Here is a 16140-nt window from a genome sequence, read left to right as displayed (position 1 = left end):
CGCTGCTGACCGTGAAGGACTTGCTCCGTAAGCGGACGGCAGTCGCAGATACTAGGTCCCTGCAACTGTTTATTAAAAACACAGCACTGTGCAAACACGAAAGTGGACGTATACGGTGTGACGCCTGCCCGGTGCCGGAAGGTTAATTGATGGGGTTATCTTCGGAGAAGCTCTTGATCGAAGCCCCGGTAAACGGCGGCCGTAACTATAACGGTCCTAAGGTAGCGAAATTCCTTGTCGGGTAAGTTCCGACCTGCACGAATGGCGTAATGATGGGGACGCTGTCTCCACCCGAGACTCAGTGAAATTGAAATCGCTGTGAAGATGCAGTGTACCCGCGGCTAGACGGAAAGACCCCGTGAACCTTTACTATAGCTTCACGCTGGACTCTGACCTTACTTGTGTAGGATAGCTGGGAGACTTTGAAGCGGTGACGCCAGTCATCGTGGAGTCAACCTTGAAATACCAGCCTGGTAATGTTGGGGTTCTAACTTAGATCCATTATCTGGATTGAGGACAGCGTGTGGTGGGTAGTTTGACTGGGGCGGTCTCCTCCCAAAGAGTAACGGAGGAGTGCGAAGGTGCCCTCAGCGCGGTCGGACATCGCGCATTGAGTATAATGGCAAAAGGGCGCTTGACTGTGAGAGTCACAACTCGAGCAGGTGCGAAAGCAGGTCATAGTGATCCGGTGGTTCTGTATGGAAGGGCCATCGCTCAACGGATAAAAGGTACTCCGGGGATAACAGGCTGATACCGCCCAAGAGTTCATATCGACGGCGGTGTTTGGCACCTCGATGTCGGCTCATCACATCCTGGGGCTGAAGCCGGTCCCAAGGGTATGGCTGTTCGCCATTTAAAGTGGTACGCGAGCTGGGTTTAGAACGTCGTGAGACAGTTCGGTCCCTATCTGCCGTGGGCGTTGGAGATTTGAGGAGAGTTGTTCCTAGTACGAGAGGACCGGAATGAACGAACCTCTGGTGTTCGGGTTGTCACGCCAGTGGCATTGCCCGGTAGCTATGTTCGGACAGGATAACCGCTGAAAGCATCTAAGCGGGAAGCCCCCTTCAAGATTAGATCTCCCTGAGGACTTGATCCTCCTAAAGGACCGTCGAAGACTACGACGTTGATAGGCTGGGTGTGGAAGCGTTGTGAGGCGTTAAGCTAACCAGTACTAATTGTCCGTGAGGCTTGACCATATAACCCTAAGTGAAGACAACTTCACCGATGTTATAAGGCAGCAACTATAGACGACAGTCTTAAAATGTAGCGTAGCCGCTAATCGAGTAAGCCATGCCAATCGGCTGGCGACTCAATACCTCGTTAACGAATTTGATGAATCGATTGCAAACAGCAAACGGGTCATCGATCCCCTTTGCCTGACGACAATAGAGCTGTGGAACCACCTGATCCCTTGCCGAACTCAGAAGTGAAACGCAGCATCGCCGATGGTAGTGTGGCATTCGCCATGTGAGAGTAGGTCATCGTCAGGCTCTTATTACCAAAAACCCCGATCAGTAACCTGATCGGGGTTTTTTATTGCCTTGTGGAAATACACCTCCCTTTACTAATAAGCTTGTTAATACTTTGCACTTTGTAAAGACTAATTAGTCTAGAGTGGGTGTTTTGTTCAAAATTTAGCTAATTTGTTTTTTTTCTTTAGCAGGGGAGGTTAAATTATGAACAAAGCTGTAATGTAGCGCTTCCTTGTCTAGTCAGACATTTTAGGACACCAATATGAACGAAAACGGCGATCTAATTCTCCGCTACTTGGAGAGATTAGGTGTTGAATACATATTTGGTGTACCTGGGGGGGCAATAGAACCGCTCTATAACGCCCTTGCTCGCAGTGAAAGAAATGGAGGTCCAAAAGCTGTCATAGCGCGACACGAAACCGGTGCAGCGTTTATGGCGGAAGGTTATGCCAGGGAAACAGGTAAACTGGGAGTATGCTGTGCAACTTCAGGCCCAGGTGCAACCAATCTTCTCACAGGCGTCGCAAGCGCTTATGCAGATTCAACACCGGTGCTGGCTATAACTGGCCAGCCTTCATTACAAACCTTCGGTATGGGTGCACTTCAGGAAGGCTCCTGTACTGGTATTAACACGGTGAAGTTGTTCGAAGACTGCACTCATTTCAATACGTTGGTATCGCACTCCGCACAGCTGGAGCATAAGCTGATGATGGCAATCAGTCATGCTATGGGCAACTGCCCTGGCCCTGTGCACCTCAGTGTGCCTGTTGATATCATGCGAATGAGCGTTCAGTCGCAGGCGGCAAGCGGTAACTTATGGGCGTTTATCGATCATGAGGTCGTACCCACTTATGAGGCCGAACGGCTTCTTTATGATGAGCTCGCTAATAAAGAGCGTGTCACCATATTAGTTGGTGAGGGCTGTTTTGATTCGGTAGATGACATCCTATCTCTGGCAGAAGCGCGTCAATGGTCGTTGGTCACAACACCAAGAGCTAAAGGCTTAATTCCAGAAAACCATCGGTTATACCGTGGGGTATTCGGCTTTGCTGGTCATCGCAGTGCCCGTGAGTCGATGTTAGAGGCGAACGCACAGCGAATTGTGGTCATCGGGACTGCTCTGGATGAGGTTACTACCGGTGGTTGGGATCATTCCGCCGGTCTTGATCGAAAGCGGTTGGTGCACATTTCAAATAACCCGGACCATTTAAGTCGCTCAACCAGTGCTTTGCGTTGCATCTTGGGATCTCCTCGCTTGCTGCTTAAGCGTTTGAATCGGCGTCTCAAGGTTGAAAAGCCGGTCAAATGGGATCTGTGTGGTCATTCTACCAACGGCTTGCCCACTAATTACTTACTGGATGACAGTGTAAATTGCGTAGATCGATCCAGCCCGATTAAACCCCAGGCGTTCTTTTGGCATTTGAGCCAAAGTCTAACTCCGCAAGCTCGAGTGTATGCCGATAGCGGTAGTAGTTATTTGTGGGCCATTCACTATTGGCATGTTCGTAAGGCGTTGGATAACGGCAGAACGCCGTTTCAGATCGGGATAGGGTTTTCGTCCATGGGGTGGGCCATCGGTGCTTCAGTTGGTGCGGCAGCAGGCGCTAAAGGTGCTCCGGTCATCTGCATTACTGGAGATGGTAGTGCCTTGATGAGTGGACAAGAGATCACGGTAGCGCTACAGGAAAACTTAAACGTTCTGTTTATTATACTGAATGATTCTTGCCTTGGGATGGTTAAACATGGGCAGGCTCTTGGTGGTGCTGAGGCCATTGGTACTGAGCTGCCCAGGGTTAATTTTGCGCTTATGTCTGAGGCTATGGGTGTTCAGGCCTATTCGGTAAATTCATTTTCAGACATAGACCAGATCGATCTGGATCATTTGTTATCGCAGCCCGGCCCCTGTTTGTTGGATGTGCGTGTGGATGCTCGTGAAGTGCCGCCGATGGGTAATCGCATGCGTGTTTTAACGGGAGCAGCGACGGGGGAAGAGTATGCCTCATAAATTTGAACTGCACACATCTATATGGTGTGAGGAGGCTGAGCCGGATAACCCATTTGCGGCACAACGATGTTTGGCTCATGGATATGATGTGTATGGCGACATTATCCGTCATGCAAGTTGGGCGGAATATATGTTGCTCCTGTTTAAAGGCGACAAGCCAAGCACGCAGGATGCAAGTCTATTGGAGAAGCTGGCGATTGCCTTGGCCAATCCAGGCCCACGAGAGGCCAGTGTCAGGGCTGCAATGAATGGCGGTGTGGCTGGCACGGTCGATGCTGGATCATTGATTGCCGCACTAGCAGTAGGGGCAGGCCAGTACGGTGGATCTCACGAGGTTTATCTGTTGGTTGAGGCCTGGCAGCGGTTGGGGCGAGATGTAGTTGCCTGGTGTGAATATCTGAAAAATCCTAATCGGGATTTGCATGAAGATGTGTGGAACCCAATTGAGCATCCGCCCGGATTTGATCCCCATGGTGTTTCCTGTGCTACACCAGTTAAACAGGTTCTTGAAATATTGGCTGACGTTTCTTCTGGTGAACATTTGCGGTGGCTTGCTTTGCAGCGGGCATCGCTTGAAGAGTCTACCGGCCTGCCATTAGCGATGTCCGCCGTTGCTGCAGCAGCGTTTGCTGACCTCGGGCTTTCAGGGGGGCAGGCTACCATGATGTTTTTGATGTTGCGTCTGCCTGGCGCAGCGGTGCATGCGTTAGAGCAGGAAAAACTCGGTTGGAAAAGATTTCCCGCCTATGGTGCCGCTATTCATCTGACTGATGACCCTGGCCCATCCCCGATGCCTGATGTAAGTAGGTACAACTTATGAGCATTGAAGATCTAAACAGACTGGAAAGTTCGCTGGAGACACACATTGGCAAAGCATTTTTGTCTGAACGTGTCGTAATGCGAGGTAAGGATTTACATCACGAGCTGGGCGATCGACAGTGGATGGATGTGTTTCTATATGCAATCACCGGGCGTCAGTTTACTGAAAGCCAGTTGCGTTTCTTAAATTTTATGTGGGTTGCCAGTAGTTATCCAGATCCGGGCATTTGGCCAAATCAAGTTGCTGCACTGGGTGGCAGTGCGCGTTCAACGGCGTCACTTTCATTGTTAGCTGGACTTGCAGTATCCGAAGCCAAAATTTACGGTCGTAGACCCGAGAGAAAGATTCTGGATTTTTTTCACAGGGCGGCAAGTGCGGAAGATGCGGGCATCTCTATCGAAGACTTTATTCTGCAAGAGCTATCGGAACGTAGGATTGTTGCTGGCTATGGTCGACCGTTGGCCCGTGTAGATGAGCGGATTCCACACACTTTGAAGCTGATAGAAGAGCTGGGACTTGAAAAGGGGCGATATTTTCAATTGGCGTTTAGGGTTTATGAGTGTCTGAAACGCGAGCGGAATCTTTCAATTAATATTGCTGCGCTTAACACCGCTATTATCGCTGATATGGGAATGTCTACTGAGGAATATCAGCAGTTCCTTACAGTGGTTTTCATTACAGGTATAGCGCCCTGTTATCAGGATGCAAGGGCTCGACCGGAAGGTAGTTTTTTTGCGATGCGTTGTGAGAATCTGAACTATAGAGGACATGAGTATCGTCGCTGGTGATGATATTCGATTAGTAATTTCAGTCAAAGTGTGGTGTGGTTTTCAATGCGAAAGTTTGACGGCAAAGTAGTGATTGTTACTGGTGCCAGCTCAGGAATTGGGCGTGCGGCAGCAATAGAATTTGCCAAGGATGGTGCACGGGTTGTGGTAGTGGCTCGTAGAGAACCCGAAGGAATGGAAACGGTTAATTTTATTAACAGCATGGGGGGGGAATCCATATTTATTCATGCGGATGTTTCTAAGGCCTCCGATGTTAGGTGTATGGTCGATGAAACTATAAGCAGCTTCGGCCAATTAGATTTTGCCTTTAATAATGCAGGCACCGCTGAACCGATTTCTAATACAGTGGATTTATCTGAAGAGGAGTTTGATCGGGTATTCGATCTTAATATTAGAGGGACTTGGCTGTGTATGAAATATCAGATCCCGGAGATGCTCAAGCGTGGTGGAGGCTCGATCGTTAATATGGCGTCTGTTTGGAGTGTTTTGGGAACATCCATGGGGGTTCCTGCTTATGTGGCAAGTAAGCATGCTGTTGTAGGTTTAAGCAAAGCAACGGCTTTAGAGTTTGCGCCAAGGGGCATCAGGGTTAATTGTATTAGTCCTGCTTGGGTGCCGACAGAAGGGAATGCGCCTGTATTGGAGAATCAGGTGCTTCGGGATTCTATCGTTGGGCAGCACCCGCTGGGGCGCCTTGGGTCTACTTTGGACGTGGCGAACGCTGTTAAATGGATGTGTTCGGAGGAGGCAAGCTGGTTTACTTCACAGAATATGGTACTGGATGGTGGTTATTGCACCCAATAGGCCGTTTAGTTTGATTGATGATGCCCAGATGAAGTTTTTACTTTATCCGGGCATTTTTTTTACAATACTCTAGGTCCCTGCTAAATTGATATAAGTGCCCTAGATTCAATGATTTAATTGAGTGCTAGGGTGTCTCAGTGCTTTTTGGGCTTGCGGGAGCCGCTTTAATGACAGCGTGAGGGGTTGTGCTGCGTTAAAGGGGAGTTTTGAGAGTAATGCTGCGCTCATTTTTTAAACAAAACAATGACAATAGGTGCGTGGCATGGGCCGGCTCAAGGTTTTTATACTGGTTTCGATTCCTGGTTTCATTTCCAGCCCACTGATGGCGGCTCATAATCTCTGGGACTTGTCTTTAGAGGAGCTGGGTAATATCGAAGTTACTAATTTGGCAACGGGCAGTCCTACACCGTTGAATCGTGCAGCTGCAATTACAACTGTCATCACGTCCAGCGATCTTGTCAATATGGGGGCCCAGAGTATCGATGACGCATTGATGACGGTGCCTGGCTTATATGTAAGCCGTTCGGATCAAGCTTATTCTCCCATGTATATATTCCGGGGAATTTACGGAAACTTGAACCCTCAGGCTTTGCTAATGGTCAATGGTATTCCTCATAAAGTATTACCGTTTGGTAACCGTGGTAATGGTTGGAAAGGCGTACCGATTGAAGCCATTGATCGTATCGAAGTCATTCGTGGTCCGGGTTCTGCCTTGTATGGTGCCGATGCGTTTGCTGGTGTTATCAACATCATAACGAAAACGAGCCTGGAGGTTGAAGGTACCCAGGTTGGCATGCGCGCGGGCAGCTTTAACTCTCAGGAAGCGTGGGTTCAATATGGTGGCCAGGTCTCGGAGTGGGAGGTGTTTTTCAATGCGCACATGGGTACTACTGATGGCCACAAAGCCAGTATAGATTCAGATACACAAACGTTGTTTGATGGACTGGCACAGACATTTGACCCGGATCCTAACTATGACCCGGCCTCCAGAGCACCGGGTCATATGAACACCGGCTACAAGAGCTTGGATCTTAACGTCGATGTTAGTCGTAATGAATGGCGAATCAGAGCGGGATATCAGAATGTTGATGACATGGGGCTTGGCGTCGGTGTGGCTAATGCATTATCTCCTGAGTCTTTCTACTCCACAGAGAGCGCCAATTTTGATGTGTCTTACACTCAGGATATTTGGGATCAGGACTTGAATCTGATTTCTGAATTTAGCCTTCTTTATGATGAACAGGCTGCGGTTGGAGATACGAAGGTGTTTCCCGAAGGTGCTAAAGTGCCTGATGTTTGCACCATTACGTTAACGTGTTTTCCCACTTTTTATGAGTTCCCTGATGGTTTTATCGGCAACCCTGGATATAAAGAGATTCAGGCCAGGCTTACGCAATACGCAGTTTATACCGGTTGGGATGAGCACCGGGTACGGGTAGCGTTGGGGGTTACGTGGGGGGATGTGTATGAGACCTCGGAAACCAAGAATTTCAACACCGATAACTCGCCTAAACCGGCTGGAATCGTCGATGTAAGTGATACCGATGAGGTTTGGTTGCCTGAAAAACAACGTGATTCCTATTTTGTTTCAGTTCAGGATGAGTGGCAGATCGCCAGAGACTTGCAATTGGTGGCTGGCGCTCGGTATGACAGGTATTCCGATTTTGGCGACACAACTAATCCGCGACTGGCCCTGGTTTGGTTAACCAGTGATGATTGGACAACCCGGCTTATGTATGGCCGCGCCTATAGAGCACCGTCTATGTCTGAGCTCTATGCCGCCGCAAACCCGGTTGCTCTGGGTGATACCAATTTGGAGCCGGAGGTGATCGATACGTATGAATTGGCGTTTCATCGTTCATTTGACGGTGGAGGTCACTATAGTCTGAACTTTTTTCACTATCGAATTGAGGATCTGATTCTTTTGACGGGTCAACAGTTTACCAATATAGGTGAAAGAAAAGGCAAAGGTTTGGAATTTGAGTTTGAGAGTAAATTGACGACGGATTTGACTCTGGTGGGTAACTATTCGTATCAGAAATCGGAAGATCTGGCGACGAATGAAGATGTTGGCAATGCACCTGAACGCCAGGCTTATGTCAGTTTGAATTGGGCCAGTAGCGCCGAATGGAATGTGAACATTGAAGGGCACTGGTTAGGTACGATAGAGCGGCCCCCAGGCGATGTGCGAGATCCTATCGGTAGTGAATCGGTATGGAATATAACTGCCCGTAGGATGGGGCTGGTGGAAGGGCTGGAGGTTGCTGTTAGTGTCAGAAACCTGTTCGATTCTGATTGGAGAACGCCAAGCGCTGATAGTGTTCCCGGAGATTATCCTGCTCCAGGAAGAAGCGGTAATGTTTCAGTTAGTTACAAGCTCTAGCCCTTAAATCGTTCTGATTATCTGCGGCCTCCCTCGGCGGGGCCGCAGATCCCCCTTTTCCCCTGGTTCTGATGTGCTAAAAGTCCAGTTGGGTATATTGGTTGCTGTTCGCGTCCCATTTCAAGAACACATATTCGCTGCTGTTAACTGGCTGATCAAAGGTGAGGGACAGCTGGCTTGGCTTACCGCTCTCGTTTAATTGGTGTATGCCAATACGGAGCCCGGAAAGTATCACCTCATCGTTTTCCTGAAACGGATATTTCTCCATGTTACGTACAGATTCTTCGATAGGGCCGTCGATAAAGCCTGCCTCGCGGGATACCAGAAGTCTGTTGCCTGATGCATGATATTGCAGCCCATCATCTAGGGTGGTGATGGTCCAAATTCGCGCCGGAATGGGATCCTGTCTGTGATATCGCAATGCCGCGATGGCGAGTGATGACGCCAGGGGCGGTGAGAAAAGCACGAGTTTTTTATGTTCAATATTTTCTATGTTCTGGAAATAGGATGGTGTGGTGGATACCTGATCTGACATGAATTTGGTGCTGTACGCCATCACCGGAAGTAAAATCGGTGCCATGATCAGGTGGATAAACACCATCACGAAAAAAATCAGCGTGGTGTACGTCTTCAATATTGAGGATGACGGTGTATATCGTTTGAGTTTGATCTGAATGAGGAAGTTTGCCAGCAGTGCTGATGCACCTATGCCGGGAAACAATAACAGTCGATCATAGGGGGATGCCGCCAGAGCAGGCAATATTGAAAACAGCATGCCGAACAGCCAGAACAAGGTGGCGCGGTTCTTGATCTGCACCATTAGCACGGGGATCAGGGAAAGTATCAACATAACCGCACAAATTGCCACGTACGTATAGTTGCTCGCACCGCTTAGCGTGTAGAGGTCTGCTGGGACGATGCCCCATTGACTTGCTAATAACACCGGGAGGCGTTCAGCTGCTTTCATTAAAAAGGAAAGCGGCTGGGAGGCGGGATCGACATAGTAGGCATCAGCATGGGCGGCACCAAAGCCCGCGTATTTGTAAATCGCCCACCATCCGACGATGACCGCGAAATAGGGGAGGGTTGCCAGCACTCCTTTTACAGGGCCTCGCTTATCCATGAACAGGGCATAGGCTCCGATATAGCCAAATACGGAGATTCCCAGCTCCGCAGAAAGCAGTCCCAGTAGCAGGGTAAGCAGCGATAGCATCAGACTGCCGATTCCCCCTTCCTCTCGCCAGCGCGTGTACAGCAAAAATGTCAGCAAGCCAAACGTCAGTGCCAGTAAAGCGTTGCGGTTGGATATCCAGCTGATGGTGAAGCCGTGGGTGCTGTCCAGTCCATATAGGAATAACGCCAGCAGAGCTGTTCCTGCTGTGGGCAAATATTGCTTGTAAAGCCTGGCCACCAGACAAAGCGCGATCATGTACCAAGCAATATTGTGCAGATGCATAAGCCAGGGTTGCTCTGGCCACAGCTGGTGATCAACCCAGTGAAATATTTCGCTTAAGGGTCTCCAGAAGGCGTATTTGAGCTCTGCATACGTCCACCAGGGGATCAGGCTGTAGTCCATTAACAGACGATTTCGCTCAGGATCACCGTTAATGAACGAAAATAAACCAAAAAGTGACAGATCATTGGGCTTTGCGATGGGAAGATCTGCCGTGAGCAAAGCATAGTGCATGTAATCGTCGCCCATCAGGCCTGCTGCCAACGCTGGCAGACACAGAATGAAGGCACTGAGTAGGATAAGGTTGCGGCGACCAGTGTAGTGCTGCGGCATTGGTATACTGCTCATAATTGTTGTTTTTAAACGTGAGTTGAGTTTATTGGGGATGATGCCTGAGCTCAACCAAATGGATCTTAAAAATAGGGATATGTGATTTCATTTTTTTAGGGCGCCTTTCCTGCCTGTATATACAAAGTGTATTTTTTGTGTTTATAAGAGTATTATGATCGCTCTATCAATGGCTTAAAATTCAGCCTAAAATGGTTAGCAAAACCCGTTTCGTTAAGTAGTAGTTGGGGGAAGTTTAGCAATGGAACAACAGGTACAGCAGTCAGAAGATTTATCACTGGTGGATGTTCTTCTGAAAGCAACACAGAGAGAGCTTGGGCAGGCCAAGGAGCAGTTTAATTTCCCGGTTCCTGGTCAAGGCGCAAAAGCGGATGTTCTGTTTAATTCGATCGGCGTGTTTACCAGCAAGGGAATAGAAGACACTACGGTTCAGGACTTATTGGATGCGGCGAACATTTCTCGTCGGACGTTTTATAAGTACTTCAAAAATAAGGTAGATGTTCTTGAGAGCATCTATCAGGTTGCTGCTGAATTGCTGGTTGTACGATTCAAGGCCGTACGCAAAGATGCCAAGTCAATGAGTGAGTTCATTGTCGAGTGCGTTGAGGTTTATTTTGATTACCATACGCATCTTGGGCCGTTGGTGCGGATGATGACGGAAGAGGCTCGCCGTGTGGGGTCTCCGCTGGCATCCCATCGTGAGACGCTGTTGGCACACATTGTTGAGCTGTTTGATGACAAGTATTACGAGATAGAAGGGGTTCATCTGGACCCTAAGGTCTATTACTCGTTGATTTGGATGATGGAGAGTGCCTCCATGAACTTGTTATCCAATCTGCCCTGTGATCAGGCTGAAGTTGCGCAATACAAGGCAGTGATGCGCGCCATTAGCGCCCGGGTGGCTGCTTCTGACGCCGAACAATTGGATTCATTGCCCAAGATGCCGCTCAAGGAATAACCCCAAAAATTCTGCGACACCTGTGATTTCGGACTAAACTCGAAAGTGGGTGCCTGATACTTTTCCGATCAGGCATCTCATGGCAAGTACCGTGTTTATACGTTGAATTCCAGGCAGGAGGCCGCAGTGTCGCAGAGTAATCTCAAAGTCGCGTCAATTTTCAGTGCAACCGGTAACAGCCCGCTGGCGGAGCTGTTGGGCCAGAATTTCAGGGTAGTGGTTGGTTCCTCCCCCGATACGTTGTTTTGCGAGGATGGAGAGATGGTGCTCTTGATCGTGGATATGGTCGAATCACCGGACAATGGCAGTGCAGAGGTGTGCAAGCGCCTTAAGCAGCACGATAGTTTCGAAGATGTCCCCATTATTATTTATAGCTCGGCCGTTAGGCCGTTGGATGCGATGTCGTTTTTTGATGCAGGTGCAGACGATATCGTGGACGACGGTATGCCCATAGGGGATCTGCTTGCGCGCCTGAATAAAGCAGTATTTCACACTATCGCTAACCGCCAGCTGAAAAGCCGCCTAAAACAAGCCAATGAAATGGCCTTCAGTGCCATGTCTGATACCAGCGATCTTGGCGTTAACATCCAGTTTCTGGTGCATTGCCATGAATGCAACAACCTTGATGAGCTGGCCATGTTGTTGTTTCGTACGCTGTCTCATTATCAACTGAGCTGTAGTCTGCAGTTAAGAAGTGCGTTTGAGCAAAAAAACAGTGAAGAGAATGGGCTGGCCAAGGACTTGGAGAGTCGCCTACTGTGGGAATTGAAAGATCGTGGGCGCTATGTAGACTTTGGTAATCGTTGTGTAATGAACTACGGACAGGTGTCGTTGCTGGTTAAAAACATGCCTGAAGACGAGAAGCGTTTTGGCACGGTTAAAGATAACGTGTTTGCATTGCTGCAAGGTACCGATGCCAGGGTTAAATCTATTGATAGCGGCCGCATGTTGGAGATGGAACGCGATGTAATGCGGGGCATGGCGACTAAAACTCAGCAGGTAATGGCAAAGGTGGATCTTCGCTATCAGGAGATTATGCGTCGTTGTGCTGATTTGGTGGAAGACATGGCTATGCGGGTAGATGAGTCGATTATGTTCCTGGATTTAACGGAGGATCAGGAACAGACGTTTTCCAATATTATGCAGGCGGGCGTCACCAATATCAGCGAGTTGTTTAACGAAGGTATAAAGATTGATGAAAGTTTCCGCAAATTAATCGAATACCTGAATGGGACACTTAATTCGGATAAGCAGGCTTCTGTTGAGGATATGAAATCTGTATTGAACAAGCTTTGATTGCCTGCAGTTTGTCAGGGCTACACTGGGCCGACGAACTGAAAGCGGGGTAATGACTCGCCACCCCATTCTATGGTTTCCGTAAACATCGAGAGGGGGCGCACCCAAAGATCGTAATCCCCATAAAGTGTACGGTACACAACCATGGCTTCTTCGGTTTCACTGTGCCTTGCCACGCCAATCACTTCGTAGTCATTGCCTTTGTAGTGCCTGTAACGTCCGTTTTTTATCACGATGAAGCCTTGGTTGAGAGTGAGGTGTTGATGGAATCACGAATGGCTGCCGCTGGCAAGAATATTACTGTATAACTTAGATCGGGTTTTCTTTGTTTTAACGATTCTTGATAGTATTAAGCGGGTTTTAATCAAGATAGCAATGTGGGGACTGTTGCTTTTGGTGCGCATCAAACTTTTGTTAGCCTGTTTTCTGTTGGTATGGTCTGGCCTGTCTTGGGGGGGCGAGGGTGAGTTGCAGCTGCGCGATGATAAGCCCGTGGTTGTTGCGGGGGAGCACATGCAGTGGTGGATAGATCAGAATGGAATGCATTCTATTTATTCGTTGCTGAAGAGCGAGTCCGTAAGTTGGGCTGATTCGACGGCGGAGGTGCCCAATCTGGGTTATCGGATGGAGCCGGTTTGGTTTCGAATGCCGTTAACCAATGGTGCCACAGAGACAATGTGGAATTTGGTTATTGATTATCCGCTGATCCGTGATTTGGATATATTTTTTGTCGCAGGCGGTGAGGTAACTGAAATCTTTCAGTTGGGCGAGCGATTCGAGTTTTCTGCCCGACCGGTTTTGCATCGCAATTTTATAGTTCCTTTTAGAATTGAAACCGGCGATAACCAGATAATTTATGTAAAAATGCAGGGCCCCTACGCCATGCAGATGCCTGCGAAAATAATGAATGCGAAGGCGTTGCTTGAGTATGAGGTGGTTTCGGTGCTGTCCCATGGCCTGTTTTTCGGCTTTGTAATGGTGATGGGGTTTTACAACCTGTTTCTTTATATATCAACCAGGGAAAACACCTATCTATTTTATGTGTTATTCACCTTCTGCATAGGCCTGTTTCAGTTCGTGGAGCAGGGGTTTGCCTACCAGTTTTTGTGGCCTAAGGAGGTCTGGTGGCAGAACAAGGCGACCGGTGTATTGCTTCATGCCTGTCTGATATCCAGTTTTTTGTTTGTTAATAGTTTTCTCGAAATGCGCAAGAACATGCAGTGGATATTCAAGAGCTACAGCTTGTTGACAGCGCTTTCATTGTTGACGCTTTGTTCGGTTCCCTTTATGGATGAGTTCTGGACAATTCGCTTCGGAGTGATGTTGGTTATCCCCGCAACAGTGCTTGCTGTGTTGGGCGGTTGGTTAACCTGGATGAAAGGTCGCAGTGATGCCCGCTTCTTTTCTATTGCATGGTTCGCCTTTTTGGTGGGGGCTTTGCTCTTGGCATTGAATAAATTGGGTTGGATTCCTCGTAATATGGTGACCGAGCACGGGGCTGAGGTCGGCACTGTGATTGAGCTGGGATTGCTGGCTTTCGCATTGGCTGGACGGATCAAGATTGAACGCCTGAAGCGTCAGGAATTGGAATTTCATGCACGGGAGATGGAGCGTACAGCGTTGTTAGCCAAGGAGCACGCATTGGAGCTGGAGAAAATGAATTCGGAACAGCTTGAGCGTAATGTTAGGGAGCGTACTCGTGACCTGCATAAGGCATTGTCCGAATTGTCTCAGATGAACCGCCGTTTGGAGCAACTTAATCAGGTTGACTCGGTGACTGGGGTGGGAAATGAAAACAGCTTTCTGGTTAATCTCAGTAAAGAGTGGGATCGTTCTTATCGGGAGGGGGAGGTGTTGTCGCTGATTGTGGTTGAACTCGATTGTTATCGTGACATTCTGGCTGATTATGGTGCGGTTGCATCCGATGAGTGCCTCAAGAATGTGGCTTCAATCCTTGAACGGTTGATTTCCAGACCTGCTGACTGCATTACTCGCTACGGTGATAAAGTATTTGGTGTGATCTTACCCGGTACGGATGAAAAAGGGGCGCAGTACATAGCGGATAAGATTGTGGCGGCTGTTGCAGCGCAACCCTTTGATTTCGGTGTGGCTAAAGTTGATGCTTCTGTCAGTGTTGGTGTGTCTGCTGTGATGCCTTTCCGGCCCGATCAATACAGAGAGCTTTTGATGTCGGCTGAGAGTGCAGTCTATGTTGCCAAAAATGATGGTGGCAACCGTGTTAAGTTTGCAGCGATGAGCAGCTGAGTTATTGCGCGAGGATTGCCATTGCCCGATCCAGCCAGTTTTCCGGAACAATAAAGAGTCGTATAGGTTGTTCGTGCCAGTCGGTTACCAACAGCTGTACCGGGTGGGGGTAACGTTGTTTTTGCAGGCGTTCGTCGATGTGGGTAAAAGATGTTGCCGGTCGGTTTCGCAGCACCATCCATTCATCTTTGTCGAGCCAGTGAAATTTCGCCTGTTGTGCTCTGGCAAAGTGAAGCCGGAAGTCTGATTCAGTCATCCAGTGTCCGATGAGGTGGTGTTTTTCAATGTTGCCAGGGTGGGTTCGCTCTGCATTAAGGGGATAAAACAGGCGGCCTTTGCTGATCAGTCTGGAGCGCGTAATTTTCCAACCTTGTTGCTCACAGTATTTTCTGGCCAGTGCAAGCGTTGACAATTTTAGTTGCTTTTCGACTAGATGATGAAACTTAAGATCCAACCGATCCTTTTGGTGGGGACCAAGCCAATGGGTTTCGTTGTTGAGGGGCGGTATTCCCAAATAGAATTTAATCGCCAGCTCCCAGTGTTCAATTTCACCGCTGTTTTTATCTTGCACGATCATATCGAACTCGCCCAGGGTTTTGCCTTCCTCCTGAATTTGCACGTTGTGGGCCAGGCATTCATAGCGCGAATTGTGCCGCAGCCAATATAGCCACAATCGCTCGAAATGGGGGCCGAGGCGATGGCTGGTGGTGCGTTCCAGGTGATCCTGTAAGGGTTTGGGGTGCTGATCCAGCTGGATGAGGTGCGGCAGGATGTCGTTAAATGCCTGCTGATAAAATGCCTCAGAGCAATGCTGTGAGTGGTCGGTGGTTTTCATCAGGCTTGGGCTCAGTAAAGCCCAGGCCAGATCTTGTACGTCGGCTGTGTGAAATTGCTTAAGCGTTGCCTGCAGTTCCATTATTCTTTTCTTTGTGAAACCACATTAATGAAAGCGTGCCGGTGACCAAACCAGTTAGTGCACCGTACAGGTGGCTGTCGATGGCCACGGCACCGCCGATGATGCCGGCGGTAACGGTATCAGGCCCTGCCACGAATTGTTCGTAGTAAAACTTACCCAGGAGAAATACGCCAAAGAACGCGGACAGGATGGCGCTGCGACGCCAGCCAATGATCAGGTAGTGGGTGAGGATGCCGTATATGGCTCCGGATAATCCTACGTACCAGCTGATTTCCGGGTTGAACAGATAAATGCCAATGCCCACACCCAAAACGCTGGCCAATAAGGCGAACATTTCCTCTTTCGGGGGCACGTCTTCCCGGAAGCTGGCAGAGACGATCAGATAGCCGACCAGGTTGAGCACGGTGTGGTTAAACCCAAGGTGCACGAACTGACTGGTGACAATGCGCCAGAGCTCGCCATTGCTGATGTGATCGTGCACCAAGGCCAGACTGTGAATGATGTGATCCGGTAGCAGGGTGGTGAGGCAGATTACGATCATCACCACCACAGAAAACCACCACTGGCGAAAAAACTCGTCAAAGTTTTTGCGGGCGGCGATTTCCTGGGCGTGGTTGATGTCGGTCATTCAG

General features: G+C 48.9%; 12 protein-coding genes and 2 rRNA genes (1 of these 14 running past the window's edge). 10 read left to right on the top strand and 4 right to left on the bottom strand.

The window, feature by feature from the left end:
* From Kalk_RS05630 to Kalk_RS05600, 7 genes are all read left to right on the top strand, one after another.
* Nucleotides 1–1196 (top strand): 23S ribosomal RNA (locus Kalk_RS05630) (it extends 1686 nt beyond the left edge of the window).
* 179 nt (nucleotides 1197–1375) lie between these two features.
* Nucleotides 1376–1490, top strand: a 5S ribosomal RNA gene (gene rrf / locus Kalk_RS05625).
* A gap of 244 nt (nucleotides 1491–1734) precedes the next feature.
* A complete protein-coding gene (locus Kalk_RS05620) occupies nucleotides 1735–3477 on the top strand; it encodes a thiamine pyrophosphate-binding protein (RefSeq protein WP_101893273.1) in 1743 nt (580 codons plus the stop codon).
* The gene (locus tag Kalk_RS05615) at nucleotides 3467–4297 is read left to right on the top strand and encodes a citrate synthase family protein (protein WP_101893272.1); all 831 of its coding nucleotides are present in this window, start codon (nucleotides 3467–3469) and stop codon (nucleotides 4295–4297) included. Before Kalk_RS05620 ends, Kalk_RS05615 begins: the two co-directional genes overlap by 11 nt.
* The gene (locus Kalk_RS05610) at nucleotides 4294–5085 is read left to right on the top strand and encodes a citrate/2-methylcitrate synthase (RefSeq protein WP_101893271.1); all 792 of its coding nucleotides are present in this window, start codon (nucleotides 4294–4296) and stop codon (nucleotides 5083–5085) included. The genes Kalk_RS05615 and Kalk_RS05610 overlap by 4 nt, the downstream gene beginning before the upstream one ends.
* A 45-nt stretch (nucleotides 5086–5130) precedes the next feature.
* Nucleotides 5131–5889, top strand: coding sequence for a glucose 1-dehydrogenase (locus Kalk_RS05605; RefSeq protein WP_101893270.1), 759 nt, complete (start codon nucleotides 5131–5133; stop codon nucleotides 5887–5889).
* A 262-nt stretch (nucleotides 5890–6151) separates the two neighbouring features.
* Entirely contained in the window at nucleotides 6152–8272 is a 2121-nt protein-coding gene (locus Kalk_RS05600; protein ID WP_101893269.1) for a TonB-dependent receptor plug domain-containing protein, read from the top strand.
* Nucleotides 8273–8348: 76 nt separating this feature from the next.
* Here Kalk_RS05600 and Kalk_RS05595 read toward each other — a convergent pair whose 3' ends face one another.
* On the bottom strand, nucleotides 8349–10073 hold the full coding sequence (locus tag Kalk_RS05595; RefSeq protein ID WP_158643323.1) for a hypothetical protein: 1725 nt from the start codon (nucleotides 10071–10073) through the stop codon (nucleotides 8349–8351).
* Nucleotides 10074–10314: 241 nt separating this feature from the next.
* Between Kalk_RS05595 and Kalk_RS05590 the strand changes: the two genes are divergently transcribed.
* Both Kalk_RS05590 and Kalk_RS05585 read left to right on the top strand, forming a co-directional pair.
* A complete protein-coding gene (locus Kalk_RS05590) occupies nucleotides 10315–11031 on the top strand; it encodes a TetR/AcrR family transcriptional regulator (protein ID WP_101893267.1) in 717 nt (238 codons plus the stop codon).
* A gap of 126 nt (nucleotides 11032–11157) precedes the next feature.
* The gene (locus Kalk_RS05585) at nucleotides 11158–12327 is read left to right on the top strand and encodes a response regulator (RefSeq protein WP_101893266.1); all 1170 of its coding nucleotides are present in this window, start codon (nucleotides 11158–11160) and stop codon (nucleotides 12325–12327) included.
* Between the two features lie 20 nt (nucleotides 12328–12347).
* Here the strand turns inward: Kalk_RS05585 and Kalk_RS05580 are convergent, their stop codons facing one another.
* The gene (locus Kalk_RS05580) at nucleotides 12348–12563 is read right to left on the bottom strand and encodes a DUF1653 domain-containing protein (RefSeq protein ID WP_101893265.1); all 216 of its coding nucleotides are present in this window, start codon (nucleotides 12561–12563) and stop codon (nucleotides 12348–12350) included.
* Nucleotides 12564–12702: 139 nt separating this feature from the next.
* Between Kalk_RS05580 and Kalk_RS05575 the strand changes: the two genes are divergently transcribed.
* On the top strand, nucleotides 12703–14592 hold the full coding sequence (locus tag Kalk_RS05575) for a sensor domain-containing diguanylate cyclase (protein WP_101893264.1): 1890 nt from the start codon (nucleotides 12703–12705) through the stop codon (nucleotides 14590–14592).
* Nucleotide 14593: 1 nt separating this feature from the next.
* Here Kalk_RS05575 and Kalk_RS05570 read toward each other — a convergent pair whose 3' ends face one another.
* Both Kalk_RS05570 and rrtA read right to left on the bottom strand, forming a co-directional pair.
* Nucleotides 14594–15508, bottom strand: a complete 915-nt coding sequence (locus tag Kalk_RS05570) for a DUF1853 family protein (RefSeq protein ID WP_101893263.1) — start codon at nucleotides 15506–15508, stop codon at nucleotides 14594–14596.
* Nucleotides 15486–16136 carry a rhombosortase gene (rrtA, locus tag Kalk_RS05565; protein WP_101893262.1) on the bottom strand — a complete coding sequence of 217 codons (651 nt, stop codon included), beginning with the start codon at nucleotides 16134–16136 and terminating at the stop codon, nucleotides 15486–15488. The genes Kalk_RS05570 and rrtA overlap by 23 nt, the downstream gene beginning before the upstream one ends.
* Nucleotides 16137–16140: the final 4 nt, after the last annotated feature.

The organism is Ketobacter alkanivorans (genome assembly GCF_002863865.1).
Lineage (GTDB): Bacteria > Pseudomonadota > Gammaproteobacteria > Pseudomonadales > Ketobacteraceae > Ketobacter > Ketobacter alkanivorans.
The sequence above is the reverse complement of the archived record's forward strand: the minus strand, read 5'-3'. Positions and strand labels throughout refer to the sequence as shown.